The organism is Flavobacterium ponti (genome assembly GCF_042652765.1).
In the GTDB taxonomy this organism is placed as follows: Bacteria; Bacteroidota; Bacteroidia; order Flavobacteriales; family Flavobacteriaceae; genus Flavobacterium; species Flavobacterium ponti.
Genome location: NZ_JBHSGW010000001.1, coordinates 368,103 through 391,607, shown reverse-complemented (window position 1 = coordinate 391,607; position 23,505 = coordinate 368,103). Strand labels below are relative to the sequence as shown.

26 protein-coding genes are annotated in these 23,505 nt (G+C 29.6%); 14 read left to right on the top strand and 12 right to left on the bottom strand.

All coding sequences use genetic code 11. From position 1 onward, the window contains the following. Window positions 1–33: 33 nt before the first annotated feature. The gene (gene tyrS / locus ACFO3U_RS01685; RefSeq protein WP_379737825.1) at window positions 34–1,338 is read right to left on the bottom strand and encodes a tyrosine--tRNA ligase; all 1,305 of its coding nucleotides are present in this window, start codon (window positions 1,336–1,338) and stop codon (window positions 34–36) included. A gap of 119 nt (window positions 1,339–1,457) precedes the next feature. Here tyrS and ACFO3U_RS01680 point away from each other — a divergent pair, with 119 nt between their 5' ends. Beyond that, window positions 1,458–2,453 (top strand): NAD-dependent epimerase/dehydratase family protein, encoded by a 996-nt coding sequence (locus ACFO3U_RS01680; RefSeq protein WP_379737823.1) that lies wholly within the window; start codon window positions 1,458–1,460, stop codon window positions 2,451–2,453. On the opposite strand, the gene ACFO3U_RS01675 is transcribed toward ACFO3U_RS01680, so the two are convergent. From ACFO3U_RS01675 to ACFO3U_RS01665, 3 genes are read right to left on the bottom strand one after another with little or no spacing between them, the layout of a single operon-like run. Then, entirely contained in the window at window positions 2,428–2,823 is a 396-nt protein-coding gene (locus ACFO3U_RS01675) for a DUF4296 domain-containing protein (protein ID WP_379737821.1), read from the bottom strand. The two genes, ACFO3U_RS01680 and ACFO3U_RS01675, sit on opposite strands and share 26 nt — an antisense overlap. Before the next feature lie 6 nt (window positions 2,824–2,829). Continuing rightward, window positions 2,830–4,173: a dihydroorotase gene (locus tag ACFO3U_RS01670; protein WP_379737819.1), complete on the bottom strand. Its 1,344-nt coding sequence runs from the start codon at window positions 4,171–4,173 to the stop codon at window positions 2,830–2,832. Next, a complete protein-coding gene (locus ACFO3U_RS01665) occupies window positions 4,173–4,895 on the bottom strand; it encodes a polyprenol monophosphomannose synthase (RefSeq protein ID WP_379737815.1) in 723 nt (240 codons plus the stop codon). Before ACFO3U_RS01665 ends, ACFO3U_RS01670 begins: the two co-directional genes overlap by 1 nt. Window positions 4,896–4,998: 103 nt before the next feature. On the opposite strand from ACFO3U_RS01665, the gene ACFO3U_RS01660 reads away from it, so the two are divergent. Further along, a complete protein-coding gene (locus ACFO3U_RS01660) occupies window positions 4,999–5,664 on the top strand; it encodes a DUF4271 domain-containing protein (RefSeq protein WP_379737812.1) in 666 nt (221 codons plus the stop codon). A gap of 12 nt (window positions 5,665–5,676) precedes the next feature. Continuing rightward, window positions 5,677–6,435: a uroporphyrinogen-III synthase gene (locus ACFO3U_RS01655; RefSeq protein WP_379737810.1), complete on the top strand. Its 759-nt coding sequence runs from the start codon at window positions 5,677–5,679 to the stop codon at window positions 6,433–6,435. Between the two features lie 70 nt (window positions 6,436–6,505). On the opposite strand, the gene pckA is transcribed toward ACFO3U_RS01655, so the two are convergent. Together pckA and ACFO3U_RS01645 are read right to left on the bottom strand one after the other, a co-directional pair. Beyond that, a complete protein-coding gene (pckA, locus tag ACFO3U_RS01650; RefSeq protein ID WP_379737807.1) occupies window positions 6,506–8,131 on the bottom strand; it encodes a phosphoenolpyruvate carboxykinase (ATP) in 1,626 nt (541 codons plus the stop codon). Window positions 8,132–8,204: 73 nt separating this feature from the next. Next, window positions 8,205–8,588, bottom strand: a complete 384-nt coding sequence (locus ACFO3U_RS01645) for a DUF423 domain-containing protein (RefSeq protein WP_379737805.1) — start codon at window positions 8,586–8,588, stop codon at window positions 8,205–8,207. Window positions 8,589–8,709: 121 nt separating this feature from the next. Between ACFO3U_RS01645 and ACFO3U_RS01640 the strand changes: the two genes are divergently transcribed. The 3 genes from ACFO3U_RS01640 to ACFO3U_RS01630 all read left to right on the top strand — a co-directional run bounded on the left by ACFO3U_RS01640 (window position 8,710) and on the right by ACFO3U_RS01630 (window position 11,098). Further along, window positions 8,710–10,080 (top strand): saccharopine dehydrogenase family protein, encoded by a 1,371-nt coding sequence (locus ACFO3U_RS01640; protein ID WP_379737803.1) that lies wholly within the window; start codon window positions 8,710–8,712, stop codon window positions 10,078–10,080. Window positions 10,081–10,178: 98 nt separating this feature from the next. Beyond that, window positions 10,179–10,649 (top strand): Lrp/AsnC family transcriptional regulator, encoded by a 471-nt coding sequence (locus ACFO3U_RS01635; protein WP_379737801.1) that lies wholly within the window; start codon window positions 10,179–10,181, stop codon window positions 10,647–10,649. Window positions 10,650–10,687: 38 nt separating this feature from the next. Then, window positions 10,688–11,098: a hypothetical protein gene (locus ACFO3U_RS01630; protein WP_379737798.1), complete on the top strand. Its 411-nt coding sequence runs from the start codon at window positions 10,688–10,690 to the stop codon at window positions 11,096–11,098. 85 nt (window positions 11,099–11,183) lie between these two features. Here ACFO3U_RS01630 and ACFO3U_RS01625 read toward each other — a convergent pair whose 3' ends face one another. The 5 genes from ACFO3U_RS01625 to ACFO3U_RS01605 all read right to left on the bottom strand — a co-directional run bounded on the left by ACFO3U_RS01625 (window position 11,184) and on the right by ACFO3U_RS01605 (window position 17,154). After that, window positions 11,184–11,873 carry a zinc metallopeptidase gene (locus tag ACFO3U_RS01625; protein ID WP_379737795.1) on the bottom strand — a complete coding sequence of 230 codons (690 nt, stop codon included), beginning with the start codon at window positions 11,871–11,873 and terminating at the stop codon, window positions 11,184–11,186. 70 nt (window positions 11,874–11,943) lie between these two features. Then, window positions 11,944–12,366, bottom strand: a complete 423-nt coding sequence (locus ACFO3U_RS01620) for an SPFH domain-containing protein (RefSeq protein WP_379737792.1) — start codon at window positions 12,364–12,366, stop codon at window positions 11,944–11,946. 104 nt (window positions 12,367–12,470) lie between these two features. Continuing rightward, the gene (locus ACFO3U_RS01615; RefSeq protein WP_379737789.1) at window positions 12,471–13,139 is read right to left on the bottom strand and encodes a hypothetical protein; all 669 of its coding nucleotides are present in this window, start codon (window positions 13,137–13,139) and stop codon (window positions 12,471–12,473) included. 98 nt (window positions 13,140–13,237) lie between these two features. Next, the gene (locus ACFO3U_RS01610) at window positions 13,238–13,837 is read right to left on the bottom strand and encodes a hypothetical protein (RefSeq protein WP_379737786.1); all 600 of its coding nucleotides are present in this window, start codon (window positions 13,835–13,837) and stop codon (window positions 13,238–13,240) included. A gap of 266 nt (window positions 13,838–14,103) precedes the next feature. Next, window positions 14,104–17,154, bottom strand: coding sequence for a leucine--tRNA ligase (locus ACFO3U_RS01605; protein ID WP_379737783.1), 3,051 nt, complete (start codon window positions 17,152–17,154; stop codon window positions 14,104–14,106). A gap of 175 nt (window positions 17,155–17,329) precedes the next feature. Here ACFO3U_RS01605 and ACFO3U_RS01600 point away from each other — a divergent pair, with 175 nt between their 5' ends. The 6 genes from ACFO3U_RS01600 (at window position 17,330) to ACFO3U_RS01575 (ending at window position 21,209) form a co-directional block, all read left to right on the top strand. Further along, window positions 17,330–18,205 (top strand): cell division protein FtsX, encoded by an 876-nt coding sequence (locus ACFO3U_RS01600; RefSeq protein WP_379737781.1) that lies wholly within the window; start codon window positions 17,330–17,332, stop codon window positions 18,203–18,205. A gap of 46 nt (window positions 18,206–18,251) precedes the next feature. Further along, window positions 18,252–18,497 (top strand): DUF3098 domain-containing protein, encoded by a 246-nt coding sequence (locus ACFO3U_RS01595; protein ID WP_379737779.1) that lies wholly within the window; start codon window positions 18,252–18,254, stop codon window positions 18,495–18,497. Window positions 18,498–18,524: 27 nt separating this feature from the next. Beyond that, a complete protein-coding gene (locus ACFO3U_RS01590; RefSeq protein WP_379737777.1) occupies window positions 18,525–19,031 on the top strand; it encodes a TlpA family protein disulfide reductase in 507 nt (168 codons plus the stop codon). Window positions 19,032–19,106: 75 nt separating this feature from the next. Further along, a complete protein-coding gene (locus ACFO3U_RS01585; RefSeq protein WP_379737774.1) occupies window positions 19,107–19,904 on the top strand; it encodes an undecaprenyl-diphosphate phosphatase in 798 nt (265 codons plus the stop codon). Then, window positions 19,904–20,590 (top strand): tRNA pseudouridine(55) synthase TruB, encoded by a 687-nt coding sequence (truB, locus tag ACFO3U_RS01580; protein ID WP_379737772.1) that lies wholly within the window; start codon window positions 19,904–19,906, stop codon window positions 20,588–20,590. The genes ACFO3U_RS01585 and truB overlap by 1 nt, the downstream gene beginning before the upstream one ends. Window position 20,591: 1 nt before the next feature. Then, a complete protein-coding gene (locus tag ACFO3U_RS01575) occupies window positions 20,592–21,209 on the top strand; it encodes a YiiX/YebB-like N1pC/P60 family cysteine hydrolase (RefSeq protein ID WP_379737770.1) in 618 nt (205 codons plus the stop codon). Here the strand turns inward: ACFO3U_RS01575 and ACFO3U_RS01570 are convergent. After that, window positions 21,206–21,811 (bottom strand): thioredoxin family protein, encoded by a 606-nt coding sequence (locus ACFO3U_RS01570; protein ID WP_379737768.1) that lies wholly within the window; start codon window positions 21,809–21,811, stop codon window positions 21,206–21,208. The genes ACFO3U_RS01575 and ACFO3U_RS01570 overlap by 4 nt on opposite strands. An 81-nt stretch (window positions 21,812–21,892) precedes the next feature. On the opposite strand from ACFO3U_RS01570, the gene ACFO3U_RS01565 reads away from it, so the two are divergent. After that, window positions 21,893–22,672 (top strand): patatin-like phospholipase family protein, encoded by a 780-nt coding sequence (locus tag ACFO3U_RS01565; protein ID WP_379737766.1) that lies wholly within the window; start codon window positions 21,893–21,895, stop codon window positions 22,670–22,672. A gap of 110 nt (window positions 22,673–22,782) precedes the next feature. Then, the gene (gene pyrH / locus ACFO3U_RS01560; RefSeq protein WP_379737764.1) at window positions 22,783–23,490 is read left to right on the top strand and encodes a UMP kinase; all 708 of its coding nucleotides are present in this window, start codon (window positions 22,783–22,785) and stop codon (window positions 23,488–23,490) included. Window positions 23,491–23,505: the final 15 nt, after the last annotated feature.

Here is a 23,505-nt window from a genome sequence, read left to right as displayed (position 1 = left end):
GAATTACAATTTAACGATTTCACAGTTTAACAATTAAACAAATTTAACCACAAAATAATTTTTCTTTCCTCTTTGCAATAAAACAAATTTGTTACTTACTAAATCATTTGAAGTCAGATTGAATTCTTCTGTAACTTTTTCTTTATTTACTGAAATTGAATTTTCTTTCAAAGCTCTTCTTGCTTCTCCGTTTGAAACTAAAAATCCCGTTTTTTCATTTAATAATGTAACGATGTCAATTCCTTCATTTAAATCCGACAAAGAAACTTCAGCTTGAGGAATTCCTTCAAAAATTTCAGCTAATTGATTTTCGTTTAGTGTTTTTAAATCTGACATGTCTTTACTAAAGAAAGCTCCAGATGCAAAAATAGCACTGTCTAAATCTTCTTTTGAATGTACTAACAACATTAATTCTTCTGCCAAACGTTTTTGTAAAACTCTTAAATGTGGAGCTTCGTTATGTTCAGCAATTACAGCTTCAATCGTTTCTTTATCCAAAAATGTAAAAATCTTAATATATTTTTCAGCATCAACATCTGAAGTATTTAACCAAAATTGGTAGAATTTATAAGGTGACGTTTTATCAGCTGTTAACCAAACATTTCCTCCTTCTGATTTTCCAAATTTAGAACCATCAGCTTTTGTAATTAACGGACAAGTCATTGCATAAGCTTTTGAACGCTCTTCATTATCCACGTTCATTCTACGCACTAATTCTGTTCCAGTTGTGATGTTTCCCCATTGGTCACTTCCACCCATTTGTAACAAACAGTTGTATTCTTTATTCAAATGGTAAAAATCATATCCTTGAATTAGTTGGTAAGTGAACTCTGTAAAACTCATCCCTTCACCAGCATCACCAGACAAACGTTTTTTTACAGAATCTTTTGCCATCATGTAATTCACAGTAATTCTTTTACCCACATCACGAGCAAAATTAATGAATGAGAATTCTTTCATCCAGTCGTAATTATTGACTAAAATTGGTGCGTTTTCATCTGTTGCGTCAAAATCTAAAAAGTTAGAAAGTACATTTTTAATTCCGTTTACATTGAAATTTAATGTTTCTTCATCTAACAAATTTCTTTCATCAGATTTCCCAGAAGGATCACCAATCATTCCTGTTGCACCACCAACTAATGCAATAGGTCTATGTCCAAAATTGCGTAAATGTTTTAACAAAATAATTGGAACTAAACTTCCAATGTGTAATGAATCTGAAGTTGGGTCAAATCCTATATAAACTGTAGTAGGTTCTTTTAATAATTGCTCTTCTGTTCCTGGCATCATATCGTGTACCAAGCCTCTCCATTGTAATTCTTCTACTAGATTTTTCATTTTATACTGAAATAGGGTTATACTAATTTTTGCAAATATAGGGCATAGTTTTAAAATTCTTAAATCAAAAATCGTTAATCATCAATCTTAAATTAAAAGAATCTATTTATCTTTACAATATGATACTAGTTACAGGAGCAACAGGTTTAGTAGGTTCACATTTATTGATTTCTTTATTGCAAGAAAATAATGATGTAAAAGCTTTATATCGAAATTCAAAACACATTGAAAAAGTAAAGAATGTTTTTACTTATAAAAAGCAGTTAGATTTATTTGATAAAATCAATTGGGTGGAAGGTGATATTACTGATATCCCATCGTTAAATGTTGCTTTTGAGAAAGTAACAATAGTTTATCATTGTGCTGCTTTGATTTCTTTTGACCCAAAAGATGAAGATAAATTACGAAAAGTAAATATAGAAGGAACAGCAAATGTCGTGAACTGTTGTATTGATTTTGGAGTAAAAAAACTTTGTCACGTTAGTTCTATTGCCGCTTTAGGAGACACCAAAGAAGGAGAAGTCTTGATTACAGAAGAAACAGATTGGAATCCCGAAAAATTACACGGTGATTATGCCATTTCTAAATATGGTGCCGAAATGGAAGTTTGGAGAGGTTTTCAGGAAGGTTTAGAAGTTGTAATTGTAAATCCAGGTGTTATTTTTGGGTATGGTTTTCCTGAACAAGGTAGTAGTGTAATTTTTAAATCTGTTAAAAAAGGATTCCCCTTTTACACTAAAGGTAAAACAGGAATTATTGCAGTTGAAGATGTCGTAAATTGCATGATACAACTAATGAAAAGTAATATTAATCGACAGCAATACACATTAGTAGCTGAAAACCCAACCTTAGAAACAGTTCTGTTTACAATTGCTGATGGATTAGAAGTAAGAAAACCCTCTATTTATGCCAACAAAACTTTAACTAGAATAGCTTGGAGATTAGATTGGTTTTTATCAAAAATTATTGGTCGAAAGAGAAGCTTCACAAGAGCTACTTCAAAATCATCGCATTCTTTGGATATTTATGATAATTCTAAAATAAAAAAAGAATTAAACTATACTTTTTTGGACATGAAAAACTATCTAATTAGTTTGTCTGAGGAATATAAGTAGCAGGATTGTCTGGAACTTTTATCTTTTTTTCTTTCAATAAAGTATCAATTTCGCTCTTTTGATTTACAATACGTTCATTTACATGTTTGTATATTTTCTTGAAAGATTTAATATCTGATGCAAAGTACTTGTAGTTTTGGAAATAAGTAGCACTATCTATTTTATATTTTTTATAGATAAAATCCTTAATTTTAATATTATTATCACTAAGTTTTTGAGGTTTGTGTGTTTCTGCAGCCTGTAAAATTGCCATATCATAGATAATTTCTTCCATCACTTCCTTGCTCAACAAATTATCTGGTTTTGGAACAGGTTTTTCATTACATGAAATTAATAGTACTGAAATAAATATGAATATTAGTTTTTTCATAACAAGTTATTTTCTGTCAAAAAGTAAACGTTGACCGTGATTTCCTTTTGCTACTTTTCCGTTAGAATATACAATTTTACCATTAACCAATGTATGCATAATTCTCGATTTAAAATTAGTTCCTTCAAAAGGAGACCAACCACATTTAGCTAAAATATTTTCTTTTTGTACATTCCATGGTGAATGAGAATTTACGATTGTTAAATCTGCATAATATCCTTCTTTAATAAATCCGCGATTTCTAATTTTAAAAATTTTAGCTGGATTGTGACACATTTTTTCCACAATCTTTTCTATTGAAATCATACCTTTTAAATGCTTTTCAAACATAGCAACTAAAGCATGTTGCACTAATGGTCCTCCAGACGGTGCTTTTAAATAAGTATTTTTCTTTTCTTCTAAAGTGTGAGGAGCATGATCTGTAGCAATTACATCAATTCTATCGTCTAATAAAGCTTCCCATAAAGCATCTTTATCTTTCTGGGTTTTTACTGCAGGATTCCATTTGATAAATGACCCTTTTGTTTCATAATCTGCATCTGTAAACCATAAGTGATGAATACAAACTTCTGCTGTAATCATTTTTTCCTCTAAAGGAATTTTATTGGTAAACAAGTCCATTTCTTTAGCTGTCGACAAATGAAAAACATGTAATCTTGCTCCCGTTTTCTTAGCTAATTCAATAGCTTTTGAAGACGATATATAACAAGCTTCTTCACTTCTAATCAAAGGGTGATATTTCATGGGAATATCTTCCCCAAATTCTGCTTTATATTTTTCTGTATTTGCTTTTATTGTTCCTTCATCTTCACAATGAACAGCAATTAACATTTTGGTTGATGAAAATATTTTTTCTAAAACTTCTGGATTATCCACCAACATGTTACCAGTTGAAGAACCTAAAAACAATTTAATTCCAGCAACATTTTCTGGATTTGTTTTTAAAACTTCTTCTAAATTATCATTTGTTCCACCCATCATAAACGAATAATTTGCATAAGATGTTTTTGCGGCAATTTGATATTTGTCTTCTAATAATTCTTGTGTAACTGCATTTGGAACTGTGTTTGGTTGCTCAATAAATGAAGTTATTCCACCTGCAACCGCAGCTCTACTTTCCGATTCTATATTTCCCTTATGTGTTAATCCTGGTTCTCTAAAGTGAACTTGATCATCAATAACTCCTGGCAACAAATAATTTCCTTCTGCATCAATAATTATGGTTTGAGAAGACTTTGAACTTATTTGTGGGGCAATTTCAACAATAAATTCATTTTCAACCAAAACATCTCCTTCAAAAATCTGTCCTTCGTTAACTATTTTAGCGTTTTTTATTAAAATTGAACTCATTATAATATATTAAATATTTTTTTTATTCTTAGTAATATTACTCCAAAAACAGCTTCTTTGATAATACTTCCACTCATTTTTGATTGTCCTTTTGTTCTATCTGTAAATATAATTGGCACTTCAACTATCTTAAATTTATTTACAAAAGCTCTATATTTCATTTCAATTTGAAAGGCATAACCAATAAATTTGACTCTATCTAAATCAATAACTTCCAAAACATTTCGTTTATAACATACAAAACCAGCTGTGGCATCAGCAATTTTCATGCCTGTAATTAATCGCACATAAACAGATGCAAAATAAGATAATAGAACCCTACTCAAGGGCCAATTTACCACATTAACTCCTTTTGAATACCTTGAGCCTATTGATAGATCAGCTCCTTCTAAACAAACTTCGTATAACTTTTCTAAATCATTTGGATTATGTGAAAAATCAGCATCCATTTCAAAAACATAATCATAATTGTTTGCCAATGCCCATTTGAATCCATGTACATAAGCCGTTCCTAAACCTGATTTTTTTTCACGTACTTCTATAAAAAGTCTATCTGAAAATTTAGCCTGTAGCTCTTTTACTTTAGTTGCTGTTCCGTCAGGAGAATTGTCGTCAACAATAAGTACATCAAACGTTTTTTTTAAAAGAAAAACTGCATTTATGATGCTTTCTATATTCTCTATTTCGTTGTATGTTGGAATTATGACAATCCTTTTGTCCATTTGGCTTAATAATTTCTACAAAAGTAAACCTTTTTAAATATATTTTTTATTAATAAAATTATAATAATTGAAATCCAGTTAATTTTGTAATTTTACGCTCCATATGATAGCATTACAATTACAAGAACGAATAATTGAGAACAAAGATTGGGCAACTTTTCTGTTTTTGTTATGCTTTGTAGTGATTGCGATTGTAAAATCTCTTTTTGAAGTTCAATTTAGTGAATTTTTGAGGCTGCCTTTCTCCAAAAAATATACATCAACATACAAAGACACTTCTAATTTATATAGCACTTTTACAATATCTTTGTTTTTTGTTCAATTAATTTCGTTTTCTTTTTTAATTCAAATTGTATTAAGTTATTTTGATTTTACTACAAAAACCAATTGGATTACTTTTATTCAAATATTTACTACTCTATTTGTGGCTATTTTAATAAAGTTTTACATCGAGAAAATTGTTGCAAATATTTTTGAAATCGAGGAGTTTTTAGAAATTTTCAACTTAAAAAAAGTAACTTTTAGAACATATATTGGGCTTATTTTCCTTCCAATTGTAATTTTACTTTATTATAACAATTTTTTAAGCGTAGGAATAATCTCATTGTTCCTAGTGGTCATAGGCATTGCGATGGTATATTTTTACTTTTTATCGATTCTTACCTATCAAAAGCTAATTCTAAGTAGAATATTTTATTTTATTTTATATCTTTGCACCCTTGAAATAGGACCTTATTATTTACTATATCATTGGTTTACAAAAAAATAGATAAGATTGCATATGTCAAACTTAAAAGTTAAAACAATTTTAGTTTCTCAACCAGAACCTAAAGTAGAAAATTCTCCATATTTTGACCTTCAACAAAAGTTGAAAGTTAAAATAGATTTTAGAACATTCATTCACGTTGAAGGTGTCTCTGCTAAAGATGTAAGACAGCAAAAAATAGATTTAAACAACTATACTGCCATTATTTTAACTAGTAGGAATGCTATTGACCATTTTTTTAGAATAGCTGAAGAAATGCGTTACAAAGTACCAGAAGACTTGAAATATGTTTGTCAGTCTGAAGCTATTGCTGTTTATTTACAAAAATATGTAGTGTATAGAAAACGTAAAATATATGTTGGACAAAAAGATTTTGCAGATCTTACTCCAATATTTAAAAAATACAAAGACGAAAAATTCTTATTACCTGCTCCTGATAATTTGAATGATGATGTCCCTCAAGTTTTAGATAGTTTAAAACTAAACTGGACAATGGGTGTTTTTTATAAAACAGTGATGAGTGATTTATCTGATTTAAAAGATGTTTATTATGATATTCTAGCATTTTTTAGTCCAATTGGAATTCAATCATTGTTCAAGAATTTTCCAGATTTCAAACAAAATAATACTCGTATTGCTGTTTTTGGAGCCACAACTAAAAAGGAAGCTACTGATAGAGGTTTACGAGTAGATATATTTGCACCAGCACCAGAAACACCATCTATGACAGGTGCATTAGAAAAATACATCACAGAAGTTAATAAAGGAAAGTAATTATTTTCTTTTATTCCATAAAAAAAGCCTTTCAAATTGAAAGGCTTTTTTATTTATATAGAGTAGACTACTAAACTTTTGGTCCAGCGTTAACAAGGTTTTTACCTTCTTCGTTGTCTGTATATTGTTCAAAATTAGCAATAAAACGCTTAGCTAAATCTGTTGCTTTATTTGTCCACGTTGAAGCATCTTCATAAGTGTTTCTTGGATCAAGAATTTCTGAATTTACATCATGTAAAGTAGTTGGTACTTCAAAATTAAAAATAGGAATTATTTTTGTTTCTGCTTTTTCAATAGAACCATCTAAAATTGCATCAATAATAGCTCTAGTATCTTTAATTGAAATACGTTTCCCTGTTCCATTCCAACCTGTGTTAACCATATAAGCTGTAGCATTATTTTGCTCCATTTTCTTAACTAATTCTTCACCATATTTTGTTGGATGAAGTGATAAGAATGCTTTTCCAAAACAAGCTGAAAAAGTTGGTTGTGGCTCAGTTACACCTCTTTCTGTACCAGCTAATTTAGCCGTAAATCCTGACAAGAAGTAGTATTTAGTTTGTTCTGGTGTTAATTTAGAAACTGGAGGCATAACTCCAAAAGCATCTGCAGTTAAGAAAATTACTTTTGTAGCATGACCTGCTTTTGAAACTGGTTTAACTATATTTTGAATATGATTAATTGGATAAGAAACTCTTGTATTTTGAGTTACAGAACCATCTTTAAAATCAATTTTACCGTTTTCATCAAGTGTAACGTTTTCTAACAAAGCATCTTTCTTAATTGCTCCGTAAATGTCTGGTTCGTTTTCTTTACTTAAATCAATTGTTTTTGCATAACAACCTCCTTCAAAGTTAAAAACACCATCATTATCCCATCCGTGTTCATCGTCACCAATTAATTCACGTTTTGGATCAGTAGATAGAGTTGTTTTTCCTGTACCTGATAAACCAAAGAAAACAGCTACATCACCATCTTTACCTTTGTTTGCCGAACAGTGCATTGAAGCAATTCCTTGTAATGGCAAATAGTAGTTCATCATTGAGAACAATCCTTTTTTCATTTCTCCACCATACCATGTTCCACCAATTAATTGGATTTTTTCAGTAAGGTTAAAAGCTATATATACTTCCGAATTTAATCCGTGAGCTGCATAATCTTTAAATGAAGTTTTTGAACCATTCATTACTACGAAATCTGGCTCACCATAGTTTTCTAATTCATCTTCAGTAGGTCTAATAAACATATTTTTTACAAAATGTGCTTGCCATGCTACTTCCATAATAAAACGTACTTTTAATCTAGTGTTTTCATTAGCACCACAAAAAGCATCTATTACATATAATTTTTTTCCAGATAATTGTTTTACTGTATTTTCTTTTAATGCATTCCAAGTATCTTGAGAAATACCTTTATTGTCATTTGCTGCTTTATCAGATGTCCACCATATAGTATCTTCAGTAACACTGTCTTTTACTATATATTTGTCTTTAGGAGAACGACCAGTAAATTCACCAGTCATTACATTAACAGCTCCTAGTTCTGACAATTGACCTCTTTCAAATCCTTTTAAGTTGGTATCTAATTCATCATTGTACAATTCATCATATGATGGATTATAGACTATTTCATTTACATTATTAATACCGTATTTTTCTAACGAAATCGTTTTCGTAAATTGAGTGTTTGAATTCATAAAAATTTAGTTATGTTGCTTCTATTTCAGAATGCAAAATTAAAAATATTATTTTATATATTGTGTTTTAAATCTATTTTTTAGCAATAATGCAATAAAACAGATAAATCCATGAAGATATTAACAGTAAACCTCCTATTGGAGTTACAGGTCCTAGAAATTTGGCTTTAATGTTTGTGATTGTGGAAGTAGCTAATAAATAAATTGAACCACTAAATAATAGTATTCCAAACAATGTCAATAAAAAAACAACCATTTTCTGCTTATCTGTAGCATAACTTGTCTGAGCTACAAACAATAAAAACAACGCATGATACATTTGATAACGAACTCCTATTTCAAAGGAATTTAATTGTTCAATTGATAAAAACTTTTTTAATCCATGAGCTCCAAATGCTCCTAAAACTATAGCTAAAGCTCCTATAATCAAAGCAGTAAGCAGTATCTTTTGCGACATAACATTATTTTATAATACAAAGGTATAAAATCAAATCCTTGTGGAGTGTGATTTAAATCATAAAATTCTTTTAAAAAGTATAACAATTACGTAGTTTTGTGTGACATTTATAACAATCATAATGAGAAACATCCTGCTTTTTGGTGCTGGAAAATCAGCATCGTCTCTAATAAAATATCTTTTAGACAAGTCTGAATCTGAAAATCTACACTTAACAATTGCTGATTTAAATATTGATTTAGCAAAAAATAAAACCAATAATCATAAAAATGCAACACCAATTGCCATTGATATTTTTAATGAAAGTGATAGAAAAAAGGCAATTGAAAAAGCGGATATAGTAATCTCAATGCTTCCTGCTCATTTACACATAGAAATTGCTAAAGATTGTATTGCATTTAAAAAACATATGGTTACAGCTTCCTATATTAGTCCAGCTATGCAAGAACTAGATGAACTTGCCAAAAAAAATAATTTGGTTTTCATGAATGAAATTGGACTTGATCCAGGAATTGACCATATGAGTGCCATGAAAGTTTTGGATGAAATCAGAGCTAAAGGTGGAAATGTTATTTTATTCGAATCTTTTTGTGGAGGTTTAGTGGCTCCAGAATCTGATTCTAATTTATGGAATTACAAATTCACTTGGAACCCTAGAAACGTTGTTTTAGCTGGTCAAGGTGGTGTAGCTAAATTTATTCAAGAAGGAACTTATAAATATATTCCATATAATAAATTGTTTAGAAGAACCGAATTTTTAGAAGTAGAAGGTTTTGGACGATTTGAGGCTTATGCCAATAGAGATTCCTTAAAATATAGAAGTGTTTATGGTTTAGATGATGCTTTGACCGTTTATAGAGGAACTATGCGAAGAGTTGGTTATTCTCGTGCTTGGGATGTTTTGGTTCAACTTGGAATGACTGATGATTCTTATACTATGGAAAACTCAGAAAATATGAGTTATAGAGATTTTACCAATTCATTTTTACCTTATCATCCTACGGACACTGTTGAGATTAAATTGCGTTATATTCAAAAAATTGAACAAGATGATATCATTTGGGATAAATTGGTAGAATTGGATATTTTCAATGCCAATAAAAAAGTAGGACTTAAAAATGCAACTCCAGCTCAAATTTTAGAAAAAATATTAACTGAAAAATGGACCTTACAACCTGACGATAAAGACATGATTGTTATGTATCATAAATTTGGTTATGAATTAAATGGTGAGAAAAAACAAATTGATGCTACAATGGTTTGTTTGGGAGATGATCAAACATACACTTCAATGGCTAAAACAGTTGGTTTACCCGTTGCAATTGCTACACTTAAAATTCTAAATAAAGAAATTACAACTTATGGTGTTCAAATGCCAATTACCAAAGAGATTTATCTTCCTATTTTAAAAGAATTAGAAAGTTATGGTGTTAATTTCAAAGAAATTGAAGTACCTTATTTAGGTTATAATCCTTTAAACATAAAAAACTGAAGAGCAGTTGTTTCTTCAAATGAAGAAATGCTTTGTGTTTAATTATTTTATTGCTATTTTAAATCAATTGTGTATTTTTACTTTATATTTTAAATCATATGAAAGTAAATCACCTACAAATTGAAATTGATGGAATAGATAAAGAAATTCTTCGTGATTTAATGGAAGATGCACGAAAACCTATTCTTCAAATTGCAAAAAAAGTTGGAATTTCGGGTGCTGCCATACATCAAAGATTAAAAAAACTAGAACAAGCTGGTGTTATTGTGGGTTCAAAATTTATAGTAAACAATAAAGTTCTTGGCTATACAACAGTAGCATTTGTTGGAGTTTATTTAGAAAAAGCAGCCAATAATAGTGTTGCTGTTCGAGAATTAAAAAAAATTCCTGAAGTTTTAGAATGTCATTACACGACAGGAAATTGGAGTATTCTAATAAAAATAATTTGTAAAGACAACGAACATTTGATGCAAATGCTAAATAAAAAAATCCAAACAATTGAAGGTGTTTCAAGAACGGAAACTTTTATTTCTTTGGAACAACAAATTGAAAGACAAATTCAGTTATAAAGTGTGAGTTGTGGGTAAATTTTAAAATTAATAAATAGATGAAACTATTTTGTACATTACTTTTGGTTTTTTTTGCCAATCATTTATATGTAAAAAACATTGAAGGAAAATATAAAGGATATTATAAATCCAAAACAGGGGCATATAATTCTAAAAGTTTTGAAATTGTTTTTGACAAATTAAATTATGTTAAAACTTTTAATGATGGAGAAAAAGTAAAAGGCACAAAGCAACAAATTAAAAATTCAAATAATAAATCCATTACTTATTTATATGACTTCGTATTTACTCAACCAGTAATCAAATTAGATTCATTAGAAATTAAAATGTTTGGAAAACCAATTATTGAAATCAATGAAAGTAAATCAGATACACTTTTTTTTCGAACAACATATAGCGGACAACTAAATGTTACAATAAATGAAGGGATATTGGTACTAATAAAATAAAACTATTTTAATTAATTTAAAAAATTATAAAAAAATCCGTTTCATAAATTTACGAAACGGATTTTTAATTTATGTAAATACTTATTTATCTTCTTGCTAAAATTTGATAAGCAAAATAAATTAAAGAAGCCAATGCTCCTAAAGCAGCAACTAAATAAGTTCTTGCAGCCCATTTTAAAGCATCTTCTGCACCAGCATATTCTTCTTGACTTACCATGTTTTTTCCTTTTAACCAAGCTAATGCTCTGTTACTTGCATCATATTCTACTGGTAAAGTTATGAAACTAAACAAAGTTGCAATTCCCATTAAAACTAAACCTGCAACTGCTACATAAATTCCAAAACTTGAAACTGCCATTAAAATCAAACCACCATAAATTACCCATTGCGATAATTTTGATGAAATGTTTACCATTGGAACCATATTTGAACGCATAGTTAACCAACTATAAGCTTGAGCGTGTTGCACAGCATGTCCAACCTCATGAGCAGCAACAGCAGCTGCAGCAGCATTTCTTTGATTGTAAACAGCTTCTGATAAATTCACCGTTTTATCTGCTGGATTATAATGATCTGTTAATCTTCCTGGAGTTGAAATAACTCTTACATCTCTAATTCCATTATCTGCTAACATTTTTTCGGCAATTTCTGCACCACTCATTCCATTTCTCAATTGTACTTTTGAATAATATTCAAACTTACTTTTTAATTTTGAACTCACTAGCCAACTTACCAGTGAAATAGCTCCAATTAAAATTAAATATCCTAATCCCATTTTTTTATTTTTTTAAGTTACAAAATAAATATCAAATTATGTTCCAATCTTTTAGAATGACAAAATGACGTTATTGATTAGTACTCATTACTGGTTTAACACCTTTATTGATATCCATAACTGGCAACAAACCATTTGAAGGAACGTAAATAATTTGTGGTAAATCTCCTTTATCAGCAATTTTTTCTAAAGTTCTAATGAATAAATATTGATTATACGTTTCGCTTAATGTTCCATTTTCAACTTTCATAGCTTCAGCCATTCCTTTTGCACGTTCAATTTCGGCTTGAGCGTTTAGTTTTTCCGCTTCTAATTTGGCTTTAGCTTCTTCTACTAAAATTCTTCTATTTTGTTCGGCTTTTGCCATTTCAGCTTTTCCAGCCATTTCTTGTTGCCATACATTATATCTTGGCAATCCAAACATCATTGAAGCAATTAATACAAATGCAAAAAATATTATTCCAAAAACTAAAGCAGCTCCATTTCTTCTCATTTTATTAAATTTTAAGTTATACTTATTATACGTAAAATTTAAAAAAAGTTACAAAAAAACCCAAACTCAACAGAATTTGGGTTGAAATTATAATGTTCGGTTTTCTATAAAAATGAAATACCAAACACAAATCTATTATTTCCGTTTTCTTTAACAGTGTTTTCAACTGAAGCAAAATCTGATTTGTATTTTCCGTTAGTAAAAGCAAATTCATATCCAAGATTAGCTCTGATTTTAGTTGATTTATTGTTAAACAAATACAACGAAACTGATGGTCCCACAAAAAACACTTGATTTCTCAAAGAAACATGTCCACTATTGTTCAATGGCTCTAAATCATTTAAATCAATAACATTATTCTTATTATAAATATCAATTTGGTAACCAGTAGCCGCTAAATTTAAACCCCCAGTAAAAGCAATTTTTTCACTATTTACAAAATTATAATGCACTCTTAATCTAGAAGTAAATCCAAGGTTTTGATTTTCTGAATCACCTTTTTTATTTTTTGAAAACAGAAATCCAAATTCGGCATCACCTGAAATTTTATTACCAAAAATATTCATCCCAATTTGAAGTTCAGGCATAGTTTCATTTAATTCAGGCAGATTAGCTGCTTTTAATTTGTCGTTTAAATTAAATTTACTTTGAAATTGAGCACCCACTCCAAAATAAAAATCAACATCCACTTTTTTATTAGCTTCTTCTTCAGAAGATTGTGCATTAATTAAGTTACTTGCAACTAAAAATAAAAGAATTAAAATTTTTTTCATAGAAATATATTTATTGGTTTTAGTATTAACGAAAAAATCAACATATTAATTATGTTGATTTTAAAAGTTTATTGTTTAAAAGAATGAATTTCTCTTTATTATGATACATTTTTAAGGTCCTTGCTTTTTTTTACCTCATCAAAAAGTTGTCTTCTTAAACTTTGCTCTCTTTCCACACAAACACCTCTGTAGTTTTGATATTCTTCTTCTAAATCAGCTAATAATGTTTTTGATTCTTTGGTTACTTTATTCGCTCTTTTAAAGCTTAAAAATAAAATCACTGCTGCAGCTAATGCTCCCAGAAACAAAGCCCACATTGTGATTGAATAACTCTCTTTACTAATAGAAAGTCCTAAAAAATTAATGTTTGCTTTTTCTGCTGCTAATTTTTCATTGGTGTTCTTAATGGTTTTCAACTCTTTTTCTAGAGCGTTAATTTCCTTATTATTAGCATTTATTTGATTTTCAAGATTCGTTTGAATGCTTTGCTCTTGTTTAATGTAGCTATTTAATGAAGCTTGAAAATTTGTTATTGATGCTTTTTTTATTACTTTATAATCTTGGAAACTATTTGATTTATCGATTAGATTACTTAAATCATTTGTCAGTTTTGTACTTTTTTCTTGTGCTTGCAATGTGATTATTGAGGTGCACAAAATAAAGAATGCTAGAATTGAATTTTGTTTTATTCTTTTCATGTTTTTAGATTTGTTTAAAAAAAATTGTGTTGAAGTAAAAATCAAAAATGTGCCGTTTTGATTTAACTTATAAATAGTAAAGTAAAAAACTCGATTTTATTGTGTAGAATATAAGTTTTTAACGATTTTTAATGCTTTTTTTATTTAAAAACGCATTTTAACAAGTAAACTTAATGAAAAAATCAATAGTATAAAAAAATCCCAAACATTATTTTAAAAATAACATTTGGGATTTATAATTTTAGTATTGGTATTTTGTAACCAGATTATCCCACCAAATTAATAATTTTTCCAGGAACTATGATTACTTTTTTAGGAGTATTTCCTGCTAATTGTGCAATGGTTCTTTCGTCTGCCATTACGATTTCTTCAATTTGTTTTGGAGTTAAATCCAAAGGTAATTTCATAGTGAAACGCATTTTTCCATTGAAAGAAATTGGATATTCTTTTTCTGATTCTACTAGGTATTTAGCATCAAAAATTGGGAAATCTACGGTTGCAATTGAACCTTCGTAACCTAATTGTTTCCATAATTCTTCAGCAATATGAGGAGCATAAGGAGAAATTACAACAGCTAAAGGTTCTAAAATAGCTCTATGATGACATTTTAAAGTAGCTAATTCATTCACACAAATCATGAATTGTGAAACCGAAGTATTAAATGAGAAATTCTCTATATCTTCCGTTACTTTTTTGATGGTTTTGTGTAGCGATTTGTACATTTCTGCTGTTGGCTCGTTATTCGTTACAATTGAACCATTATCATCAAAATACAATCTCCATAGTTTTTTTAGAAAACCAAAAACTCCAGTAATTCCAGCTGTGTTCCAAGGTTTGGCTTGTTCTAATGGTCCTAAAAACATTTCATACAAACGCAACGTATCAGCTCCATATTCATTACAAATCTCATCTGGATTGACTACGTTGTATTTTGATTTAGACATTTTTTCTACTTCTCGACCAACGATGTATTTTCCATCTTCTAAAATGAACTCTGCATTTTTATAATCAGTATATACAGGATGATTTTTGAATTTTTCTCTATCTAATTCATTTGTAATATCATTAATTACTGATAAATCTACATGAATTTTCTGAAATCCAAAACTTAATTTGTCAATTAAATGTGAATCATTTGGAAAATAATTTTTTAAAAAATTTGGAATAGTTAATATAAAATCATCAATTTCTTTTTCCAATATTTCTTTTGGTTTATTAATATTAGATTTAATATCATATGAATCCGTAAAAGCTTTACTAATAAAAAATTTATTATTGGTTTTTTTGATAAATTCTAATATTTCTTTATTTTCTTCTGATAAATCAGATTTTATTTCAATGCCTTCTGAATTATGATTGCAAATTAATCTATACACAAAAGCACTCATTCCCAAAATCATTCCTTGGTTGATCAACTTTTTGAATGGTTCTTCTGTTGGTGCAAAACCTCTATCTTTTAAGAATTTATTCCAAAAACGAGCATATAATAAATGTCCGGTTGCGTGTTCGCTTCCACCAATGTATAAATCTACATTTTGCCAATAGTCTAACGCTTCTTTACTTGCAAAATCTTCTTTATTGTGTGCATCCATATAACGCATCCAATACCAAGAAGAACCAGCCCAACCAGGCATTGTATTTAATTCTAAAGGAAAAATAGTTTTGTTATCAATCAAATCATTGCTAACTACTTCATTGGTTTCCGTATTCCAAGCCCAAATTGTTGCGTTTCCTAAAGGTGGTTGTCCATCTTCTGTTGGTAAATATTTTTCAACTTCTGGTAAAGCAATTGGCAAATGTTTTTTATCAATCATTTGTGGTAACCCATTCACATAATAAACTGGAAACGGTTCACCCCAATATCTTTGACGAGAGAAAACAGCATCACGTAAACGGTAATTTACTTTGGCTTTTCCTACTCCTATTTTTTCTAGTTCTTCAATGACTTTTTTGGTTCCTTCTTTATACCCTAAACCGTTTAAGAAATCAGAATCTACTAATTTAAAACCTTCTTTGGCTCCAAAAGCTTCTTCCGAAATATCTTGGTCGAAAATGTTTTTAATTTCAGGCATTCCGTTAGTTCCTTTGAAGAAATTCGCGAAAGCATAATCACGTTCATCACCACAAGGAACGGCCATTACTGCACCTGTTCCATAACCTGCTAAAACGTAATCTCCAATCCAAACTGGAATTGGTTCTTTGGTAAATGGATGTTCCGCATAAGCACCTGTGAAAACTCCTGAAATGGTTTTTACATCTGCCATTCTTTCTCTTTCGGAACGTTTTGCAGTGGCTTCTACATAAGCATCAACAGCTGCTTTTTGTTCAGGAGTTGTGATTTGAGCAACCAATTCGTGTTCTGGAGCTAAAGTCATAAATGTTACTCCAAAAATGGTATCAGGTCTAGTTGTAAATACTGAAATTCTGTTTTCTGAATTCTGCAACCTGAAATCAACCATTGCTCCCACACTTTTTCCAATCCAGTTTCTTTGCGATTCTTTTAGAGATTCTGTCCAATCGATTTCGTTTAAACCTTGCAATAATCGTTCTGCGTAAGCTAAAATTCGCATCGACCATTGAGTCATTTTCTTACGAATTACAGGATGACCACCACGTTCTGAAACTCCGTTTACAATTTCGTCATTGGCTAAAACAGTTCCTAAGGCTGGACACCAATTAACTTCTGTCTCTGCTAAATAAGTTAATCTGTATTGTAAAAGTATTTTTTGTTGTTGTTCTGATGAAAAAGCGTTCCATTCGCTTGACGAAAAAGAAACAATATTATCATCGCAAACTGCATTTACATTGACATTTCCGTTTTTCTCAAATTCTTGAATTAAGGTACAAATGCTTTCTGCTTTATCTGAATTGTTATTGTACCAAGATTCAAATAATTGGATAAAAATCCATTGAGTATGTTTATAATAATCTGGATTTGAAGTACGAACTTCTCGACTCCAATCAAATGAAAATCCGATTTTATCTAATTGTTCTCTGTAACGAGCAATATTTTCTTTGGTCGTTTTATCTGGATGTTGTCCTGTTTGAATGGCATATTGTTCAGCAGGTAAACCAAATGAATCATATCCTTGAGGATGCAATACATTAAATCCTTTGTGACGTTTGTATCGAGCCACAATATCAGAAGCAATATAACCTAGTGGATGCCCAACATGTAAACCTGCTCCAGATGGATAAGGGAACATGTCCAATACATAATATTTAGGTTTTTCTGAATGATTTGATGCAGCAAAAGTTTGGTTATCTGCCCAATATTTTTGCCAATTAGCTTCGATTTCGTTTGGATTGTATTTCATTACTTTGGTTAAAAGTTTAAAGGGTTAAAAGGTTAAAAGTTGTTTTTAACTGATTTAATCCTTAAAAATTAAGGTGCAAATTTACATTTTATAATACTAAAGTTAAAACTTTGTTGTTATATTCTGTATAAACCAATTTTCTTTTTTATTTTTACAACTTAATTTAATATGTACTATGGCTTCATCATTTGAAAAGTATAATAAAAGAAGACTAATTTCATCGTATTTTTCAGTAATTTTAAGTATATTTTTGGTGCTTTTTCTTTTAGGAGCATTGGGATTATTTGTGATTAATTCTAAAAAACTGACGAATGATTTTAAAGAAAACATTCCGATGACTGTGTTTTTTAAAAACGAAGCAAAAGATACTTTGTTGAGTGCTTTTGATGTAGAATTAAAAAACTCCAAATTCATTAAAGAATATGCTTTCATTCATAAAGATAGTGCAGCCAAAAATAATGTTGATATTGTTGGTGAAGACTTTTTAGAGTTTTTAGGAGTTAATCCTTTGCAAAATTCTTTTGATATTAAATTAAAAGGAGACTATGTGCAAGCAGATAGCATTAAGAAGATAGAAACGAATATCAAGAAAAACGAAATGGTTTCTGAAATCATTTATGACAAACAATTGGTTGATTTAGTTAATGAAAACATCAAAAAAATTAGCTGGTATATTTTAATAATAAGTGGTGTTTTAGCTTTAGTTGCTATGCTTTTAATAAACAGTTCTTTGAGACTTTCTGTATATTCTCATCGATTTATAATCAAAACGATGCAAATGGTTGGTGCTACAAAAGCATTCATTAGAAAACCGTTCATTTGGAGAAGTATAAAATTAGGCTTAATTGGTTCAGCTTTAGCGGTTGTTGGTTTATTGTTTTTAGTATATTATGTTGACTCTAAGTTGCCAGCCTTGGGAATTTCTAAAGACTATGTTTCACTAGGAATTGTCTTTGCAAGTGTTTTTCTTGTTGGAATTATTATAACATGGATTAGCACTTATTTTGCCACACAACGTTTCTTGAATTTAAAAACTGACGATCTTTATTAGATATCAGATATTCAGACTTTAGCTATTCAGATTAAAAAAAATAAATATGAAAAACGAAGAAAACAAACCTGCTTTTTTATTCGAAAAAGTAAATTATAAAATTTTATTTATTGGAGTTGCCATAATTGCTTTAGGTTTCATTCTAATGACTGGTGGTGGAACAGATGATCCAAACACATTTGATGCTGATGCCTTATTTAGCTTTAGAAGAATTAGATTAGCTCCAACATTAGTTTTAGCTGGTTTTGGTGTGACTATTTATTCGATAATGAAAAATCCTTTTAAGAAGTAATTAGTAACAAGTGATTAGTAATTAGCTATGAATAATCGTATTCAAAAGTCAATATTTTCTTTTTTAATTTTAATCACTTTTGCTTTTAGTAATTGTAAATCTACTAATAAAGAACCTGTTATTACAAAAATTACTGCTGAAAAATATAAAAATCTCACTCAAAACCTTTCTAAAAAAACAATTGTTCACTATTGGTTTTCTTTTTGTGAGCCTTGTATCAAGGAAATTCCAGATTTAGAAAAAATTGTAAAAGAAAATAAATTAGATGTAATTCACATTAGTGCTGACAAAAGCGATAGCAAAATGCAAGACAATTTGGCAAAGGTGATGAAAAAGATAAAAATGAAAGATTGTTATATTGTAGACTATGATAACCTTTACCCAAATGGTACAGATTCAATGTTCATTCAAAAAGATTTTGCATATAAAGTAGGTTGGAAAGAATTTGGAAGTCCTTATTATTTACTTTTAGATAAAAATGGAAAAACAATAATTGCTTCCAATGAATTGACAAAAATTAAAGAAAAACTTTAAAAAGAGTGATTAGTGTTCAGTATTTAGTTGGCAGTAGCTACTAAATACTAATCACTAATCACTAATTACTAAAACATGAATACACTACAAGCCATAATTCTTGCTATCATTGAAGGATTGACCGAATTTTTACCTGTTTCTTCAACAGGACATATGATTATCGCTTCTTCTTTTTTTGGCATTGCTCAAGATGATTTTACTAAACTTTTTACGATTGTAATTCAATTAGGCACAATTCTTTCTGTTGTGGTTTTATATTTTAAACGCTTTTTTCAAACGGTTGATTTTTACTTCAAATTATTTGTAGCATTTATTCCTGCTGTAGTTTTAGGTTTATTATTGAGTGATTTTATCGATTCACTTTTAGAAAATCCAATTACAGTTGCTGTTTCTTTAGTGCTTGGAGGAGTTTTACTTTTAAAAGTTGATGATTGGTTTGGAAACACTCCAAAAGAAGACGTTCCAGAAACGATTAGTTACCCAACAGCTTTTAAAATTGGACTTTTTCAATGTTTAGCTATGATTCCTGGAGTTTCACGAAGTGGTGCAAGTATTGTTGGTGGTATGACTCAAAAATTATCTAGAACAACTGCTGCTGAATTTTCATTTTTTTTGGCTATTCCAACAATGTTTGGAGCAACCGTTAAAAAATCATATGACTTTTACAAAGATGGTTTTGTGTTAACTAATGAGCAAATAAATCTTTTGATTATTGGAAATGTTGTTGGTTTTATAGTGGCAATGATTGCTATAAAATCATTCATAGGTTATTTAAGCAAACATGGTTTTAAAATGTTTGGTTACTATAGAATTATTGCAGGAATTGCTGTTTTATTAATTCACTTTTTTGTTCAGAAATTAACGGTTATTTAATGACAAAAGAAGATATCTTAAACGGACAAGTATTATTGATTGACAAACCTTTAAAATGGTCGTCTTTTCAAGCGGTGAATAAACTGAAATATGCTTTAAAAAATCATTTCGATTTACCTAAGAAATTCAAAATTGGTCATGCTGGAACTTTAGATCCATTGGCTACTGGTTTATTGATAATTTGTACAGGAAAATTCACAAAAAGCATTTCTGAAATTCAAGCCCAAACTAAAGAATATACAGGAACAATTACTGTTGGAGCCACAACTCCTTCTTATGATTTAGAAACTGAAGTTGATGCTACTTTTCCAACTAAACACATTACAGAAGCATTAGTTTTAGAAACCGTAAAACAATTTGTAGGTGAAATTGACCAAAAACCACCTGTTTTTTCAGCCATAAAAAAAGACGGAAAACGTTTATACGAACATGCAAGAGCTGGTGAAGAAGTCGAAATTCAATCGAGAAAAACGACTATTTACGAATTTGAAATCACAAGATTTGCTTTACCAGAAATAGATTTCAGAGTACAATGTAGCAAAGGAACGTACATTCGTTCTTTAGCTTATGATTTTGGATTAGCCTTAAATTCTGGAGGACATTTAACTGCTTTAAGAAGAACTAAAATTGGAGATTATTCAGTTGAAAAAGCTGTTTCTCCTGATGATTTTGTAAACAATTTATAAAATGAAATCAAAAATCATACTTATCTTTTTAATTACTTTTTCAACTTTTGCTCAAAAAAAAGTCAGCCTAAAAGAGGGTGACATCATTTTTCAATCCATGAATTGTGATTTATGCAAAGCAATAAATGCTGTTACAGAAGGATTTGAAGGAAAAGATTTTAGTCATTTAGGCATGATTCACATTCAAAATGATTCTATTTATGTAATTGAAGCAGCTGGAAAAAATGTAAAACTTACTCCTTTAGAAGCTTTCAGAACTTACACTTCTGATACCATGTATGTGGGAAGATTGAAAAGAAAATATCGCAAATATATTCCAAAAGCTATCGAATTTTCACTTTCGCAACTAGGAGTTCCTTATGATGAAGCTTATTTATATGACAATGGAAGTTACTATTGTTCGGAATTGATTTATGATGCTTTTTTGGCAGCTTATGAAAAACCTTTTTTTGAGTTAACACCAATGACTTTCAAGGAACCTAACTCAAATGAGTATTTTCAAGTTTGGATTGACTATTATGAAAACTTAAAAATCGAAATTCCAGAAGGAGAACTTGGTTGTAATCCAGGTGGAATTTCGACTTCAGATAAATTAAAAATTATTGGTATTGTAGATTAAACCAATTCCTTACTTTTCATCAATTGCATAATTTCATTTTGAGTAGAAACTCCTTTATCTTGCAAATACCATTTCTGTAATTCTATTTTTATGGGTTCATCAACTACTCCATTTGCTACTTTATAATCTGCAATAAGTTTTCTCGCTGGTTCTGGTCTCGGTCCAAAATCTCCAATCACATTATACTCTTCATCCAAAATAATTAATTTCGGAATTGCTTTTCCACCATTGGTTAAAAAATCATTCATCAAGGCTTCATTCTCATCTCGAAGTACAATTTTTAAATCTATATTTTCAGATAATTCAGCCATTTTATAAATGATTGGTAAAATTTGAGCAGCATCACCACACCAACCTTCAGCAATAACCAACCAAGTTACTTTTGTTTCTAATTGGTTAATTTGTGCTAGAACTTCATCGGTAATTTTGATTGTTTTTTCTAAACGATTCATTCTACTTTCATTCAATTCTGAATAGTGTAATAAATCATCAGATTGTGTGTTTCCTGTAGATTTTCCTTCTAAAATTAAGGCAGAAACTAAACTTCTATATTCTTGGTAGCTATAACTTTTTAATAAAGCCGATTTTATATTTGTATTCATCTAATATTAATTTTTATTGTACAAAATTACTACTAAATTTGATAACTGAATGTAAGCTATGTTACACAAAAAAAAATCAGAATGGATTTTTCTTCAAAATCAATAGGTTTAGTATTGTCTGGTGGTGGTTCAAAAGGGATTGCGCAAGCTGGAGCTCTAAAATTTTTAGATGAGCAAAACATAAAACCTTCTCATATAGCAGGAACAAGTGCTGGTGCTATTATTGCAGCATTATATGCTTTTGGTAAAAAACCAGAGGAAATTTTAGAATTTTTTAAATCCATCTATTTTTTTCATTGGAGACATTTTACGTTTAAAAAAGCTGGAATTATTGATTCGGATTCCTTTAAAAATTATTTTAATTTGATTTTCCAAGATGCTACCCTAAGTGACTTAAATATTCCAACATTTATTACAGCTACTAATTTAGTTTCAGGAAAATTGAAAGTTTTTAATGAAGAAACAAAAATTACAGATGCTATTTTAGCTTCTTCGTCTTTTCCAGGAATGCTATCTCCTTATGAACTAAATGGTAGACTTTATAGTGATGGAGGAATTCTAAATCATTTCCCAACCGATTTATTACAAGGAAGATGTGATTCGATAATAGGAATATATGTAAGTCCCATTCAAACCATTGAAGCCAAAGACTTAAGATCCATAAAATCTGTAACAACTAGAGCTTTTGATTTATTATCTGCTCAAGGAAACTATCAAAAATTTAGTTTTTGTGATTGGATAATTGAGCCTAAAGAGTTAGCCAACTTTAGTACTTTTGAAACCAACAAAATAAAAATGGATTTGATTTTTGAAATAGGATATCAAGCCGCAAAAGAATCATTTGAAAAATTGGCTCCATAATTATAAACTAGATTTTTTTTAAATTAGATAATAACTATATTTGCATCACTAAAATCATACATAATGACTCGAGCTTGCGACAGCATGACTCCATTAAAACATAAACTGGAATGAAGTATAAAAGAATTCTCCTTAAGTTAAGTGGTGAAGCCTTGATGGGTGACAGAGCTTATGGAATTGATCCAAAACGTTTAGCTGAATATGCTGCTGAAATTAAACAAATTCACGAAAAAGGCATAGAAATTGCAATAGTTATTGGAGGAGGAAATATCTTCAGAGGTGTTGCTGGTGCTAGTAATGGAATGGACAGAGTGCAAGGTGATTATATGGGAATGCTTGCAACCGTGATAAATGGAATGGCTTTACAAGGTGCTCTTGAAGAAGCTGGAATGCAAACAAGATTACAAACTGCCTTAAAAATTGAAGCTATTGCTGAACCTTACATCAAAAGAAAGGCAACCCGTCATTTAGAAAAAGGAAGAATTGTTATTTTTGGTGCAGGAACAGGAAATCCGTATTTCACGACAGATACAGCTGCTGTTTTAAGAGGTGTTGAAGTTGGTGCTGATGTAATTTTAAAAGGAACTCGTGTTGATGGTGTTTATACAGCTGATCCAGAAAAAGATAAAAACGCAACTAAATATGATTCTATTACTTTTGAAGATGTAATTGCAAAAGGATTAAATGTAATGGATTCAACAGCTTTCACGTTAAGTCAAGAAAATAAATTACCAATTATTGTTTTTGATATGAATATTGATGGTAATTTATTAAAAGTTTGTGAAGGTCAAACAGTAGGAACAACAGTTACTATATAATTAGTAGGAAAAATT

What these genes read in the sequence shown, in the direction of transcription:
- tyrS (WP_379737825.1), bottom strand. Translation starts at nt 1,338, where the DNA reads ATGAAAAATCTAGTAGAAGAATTACAATGGAGAGGCTTGGTACACGAT.
- ACFO3U_RS01680 (WP_379737823.1), top strand. Translation starts at nt 1,458, where the DNA reads ATGATACTAGTTACAGGAGCAACAGGTTTAGTAGGTTCACATTTATTG.
- ACFO3U_RS01675 (WP_379737821.1), bottom strand. Translation starts at nt 2,823, where the DNA reads ATGAAAAAACTAATATTCATATTTATTTCAGTACTATTAATTTCATGT.
- ACFO3U_RS01670 (WP_379737819.1), bottom strand. Translation starts at nt 4,173, where the DNA reads ATGAGTTCAATTTTAATAAAAAACGCTAAAATAGTTAACGAAGGACAG.
- ACFO3U_RS01665 (WP_379737815.1), bottom strand. Translation starts at nt 4,895, where the DNA reads ATGGACAAAAGGATTGTCATAATTCCAACATACAACGAAATAGAGAAT.
- ACFO3U_RS01660 (WP_379737812.1), top strand. Translation starts at nt 4,999, where the DNA reads ATGATAGCATTACAATTACAAGAACGAATAATTGAGAACAAAGATTGG.
- ACFO3U_RS01655 (WP_379737810.1), top strand. Translation starts at nt 5,677, where the DNA reads ATGTCAAACTTAAAAGTTAAAACAATTTTAGTTTCTCAACCAGAACCT.
- pckA (WP_379737807.1), bottom strand. Translation starts at nt 8,131, where the DNA reads ATGAATTCAAACACTCAATTTACGAAAACGATTTCGTTAGAAAAATAC.
- ACFO3U_RS01645 (WP_379737805.1), bottom strand. Translation starts at nt 8,588, where the DNA reads ATGTCGCAAAAGATACTGCTTACTGCTTTGATTATAGGAGCTTTAGCT.
- ACFO3U_RS01640 (WP_379737803.1), top strand. Translation starts at nt 8,710, where the DNA reads ATGAGAAACATCCTGCTTTTTGGTGCTGGAAAATCAGCATCGTCTCTA.
- ACFO3U_RS01635 (WP_379737801.1), top strand. Translation starts at nt 10,179, where the DNA reads ATGAAAGTAAATCACCTACAAATTGAAATTGATGGAATAGATAAAGAA.
- ACFO3U_RS01630 (WP_379737798.1), top strand. Translation starts at nt 10,688, where the DNA reads ATGAAACTATTTTGTACATTACTTTTGGTTTTTTTTGCCAATCATTTA.
- ACFO3U_RS01625 (WP_379737795.1), bottom strand. Translation starts at nt 11,873, where the DNA reads ATGGGATTAGGATATTTAATTTTAATTGGAGCTATTTCACTGGTAAGT.
- ACFO3U_RS01620 (WP_379737792.1), bottom strand. Translation starts at nt 12,366, where the DNA reads ATGAGAAGAAATGGAGCTGCTTTAGTTTTTGGAATAATATTTTTTGCA.
- ACFO3U_RS01615 (WP_379737789.1), bottom strand. Translation starts at nt 13,139, where the DNA reads ATGAAAAAAATTTTAATTCTTTTATTTTTAGTTGCAAGTAACTTAATT.
- ACFO3U_RS01610 (WP_379737786.1), bottom strand. Translation starts at nt 13,837, where the DNA reads ATGAAAAGAATAAAACAAAATTCAATTCTAGCATTCTTTATTTTGTGC.
- ACFO3U_RS01605 (WP_379737783.1), bottom strand. Translation starts at nt 17,154, where the DNA reads ATGAAATACAATCCAAACGAAATCGAAGCTAATTGGCAAAAATATTGG.
- ACFO3U_RS01600 (WP_379737781.1), top strand. Translation starts at nt 17,330, where the DNA reads ATGGCTTCATCATTTGAAAAGTATAATAAAAGAAGACTAATTTCATCG.
- ACFO3U_RS01595 (WP_379737779.1), top strand. Translation starts at nt 18,252, where the DNA reads ATGAAAAACGAAGAAAACAAACCTGCTTTTTTATTCGAAAAAGTAAAT.
- ACFO3U_RS01590 (WP_379737777.1), top strand. Translation starts at nt 18,525, where the DNA reads ATGAATAATCGTATTCAAAAGTCAATATTTTCTTTTTTAATTTTAATC.
- ACFO3U_RS01585 (WP_379737774.1), top strand. Translation starts at nt 19,107, where the DNA reads ATGAATACACTACAAGCCATAATTCTTGCTATCATTGAAGGATTGACC.
- truB (WP_379737772.1), top strand. Translation starts at nt 19,904, where the DNA reads ATGACAAAAGAAGATATCTTAAACGGACAAGTATTATTGATTGACAAA.
- ACFO3U_RS01575 (WP_379737770.1), top strand. Translation starts at nt 20,592, where the DNA reads ATGAAATCAAAAATCATACTTATCTTTTTAATTACTTTTTCAACTTTT.
- ACFO3U_RS01570 (WP_379737768.1), bottom strand. Translation starts at nt 21,811, where the DNA reads ATGAATACAAATATAAAATCGGCTTTATTAAAAAGTTATAGCTACCAA.
- ACFO3U_RS01565 (WP_379737766.1), top strand. Translation starts at nt 21,893, where the DNA reads ATGGATTTTTCTTCAAAATCAATAGGTTTAGTATTGTCTGGTGGTGGT.
- pyrH (WP_379737764.1), top strand. Translation starts at nt 22,783, where the DNA reads ATGAAGTATAAAAGAATTCTCCTTAAGTTAAGTGGTGAAGCCTTGATG.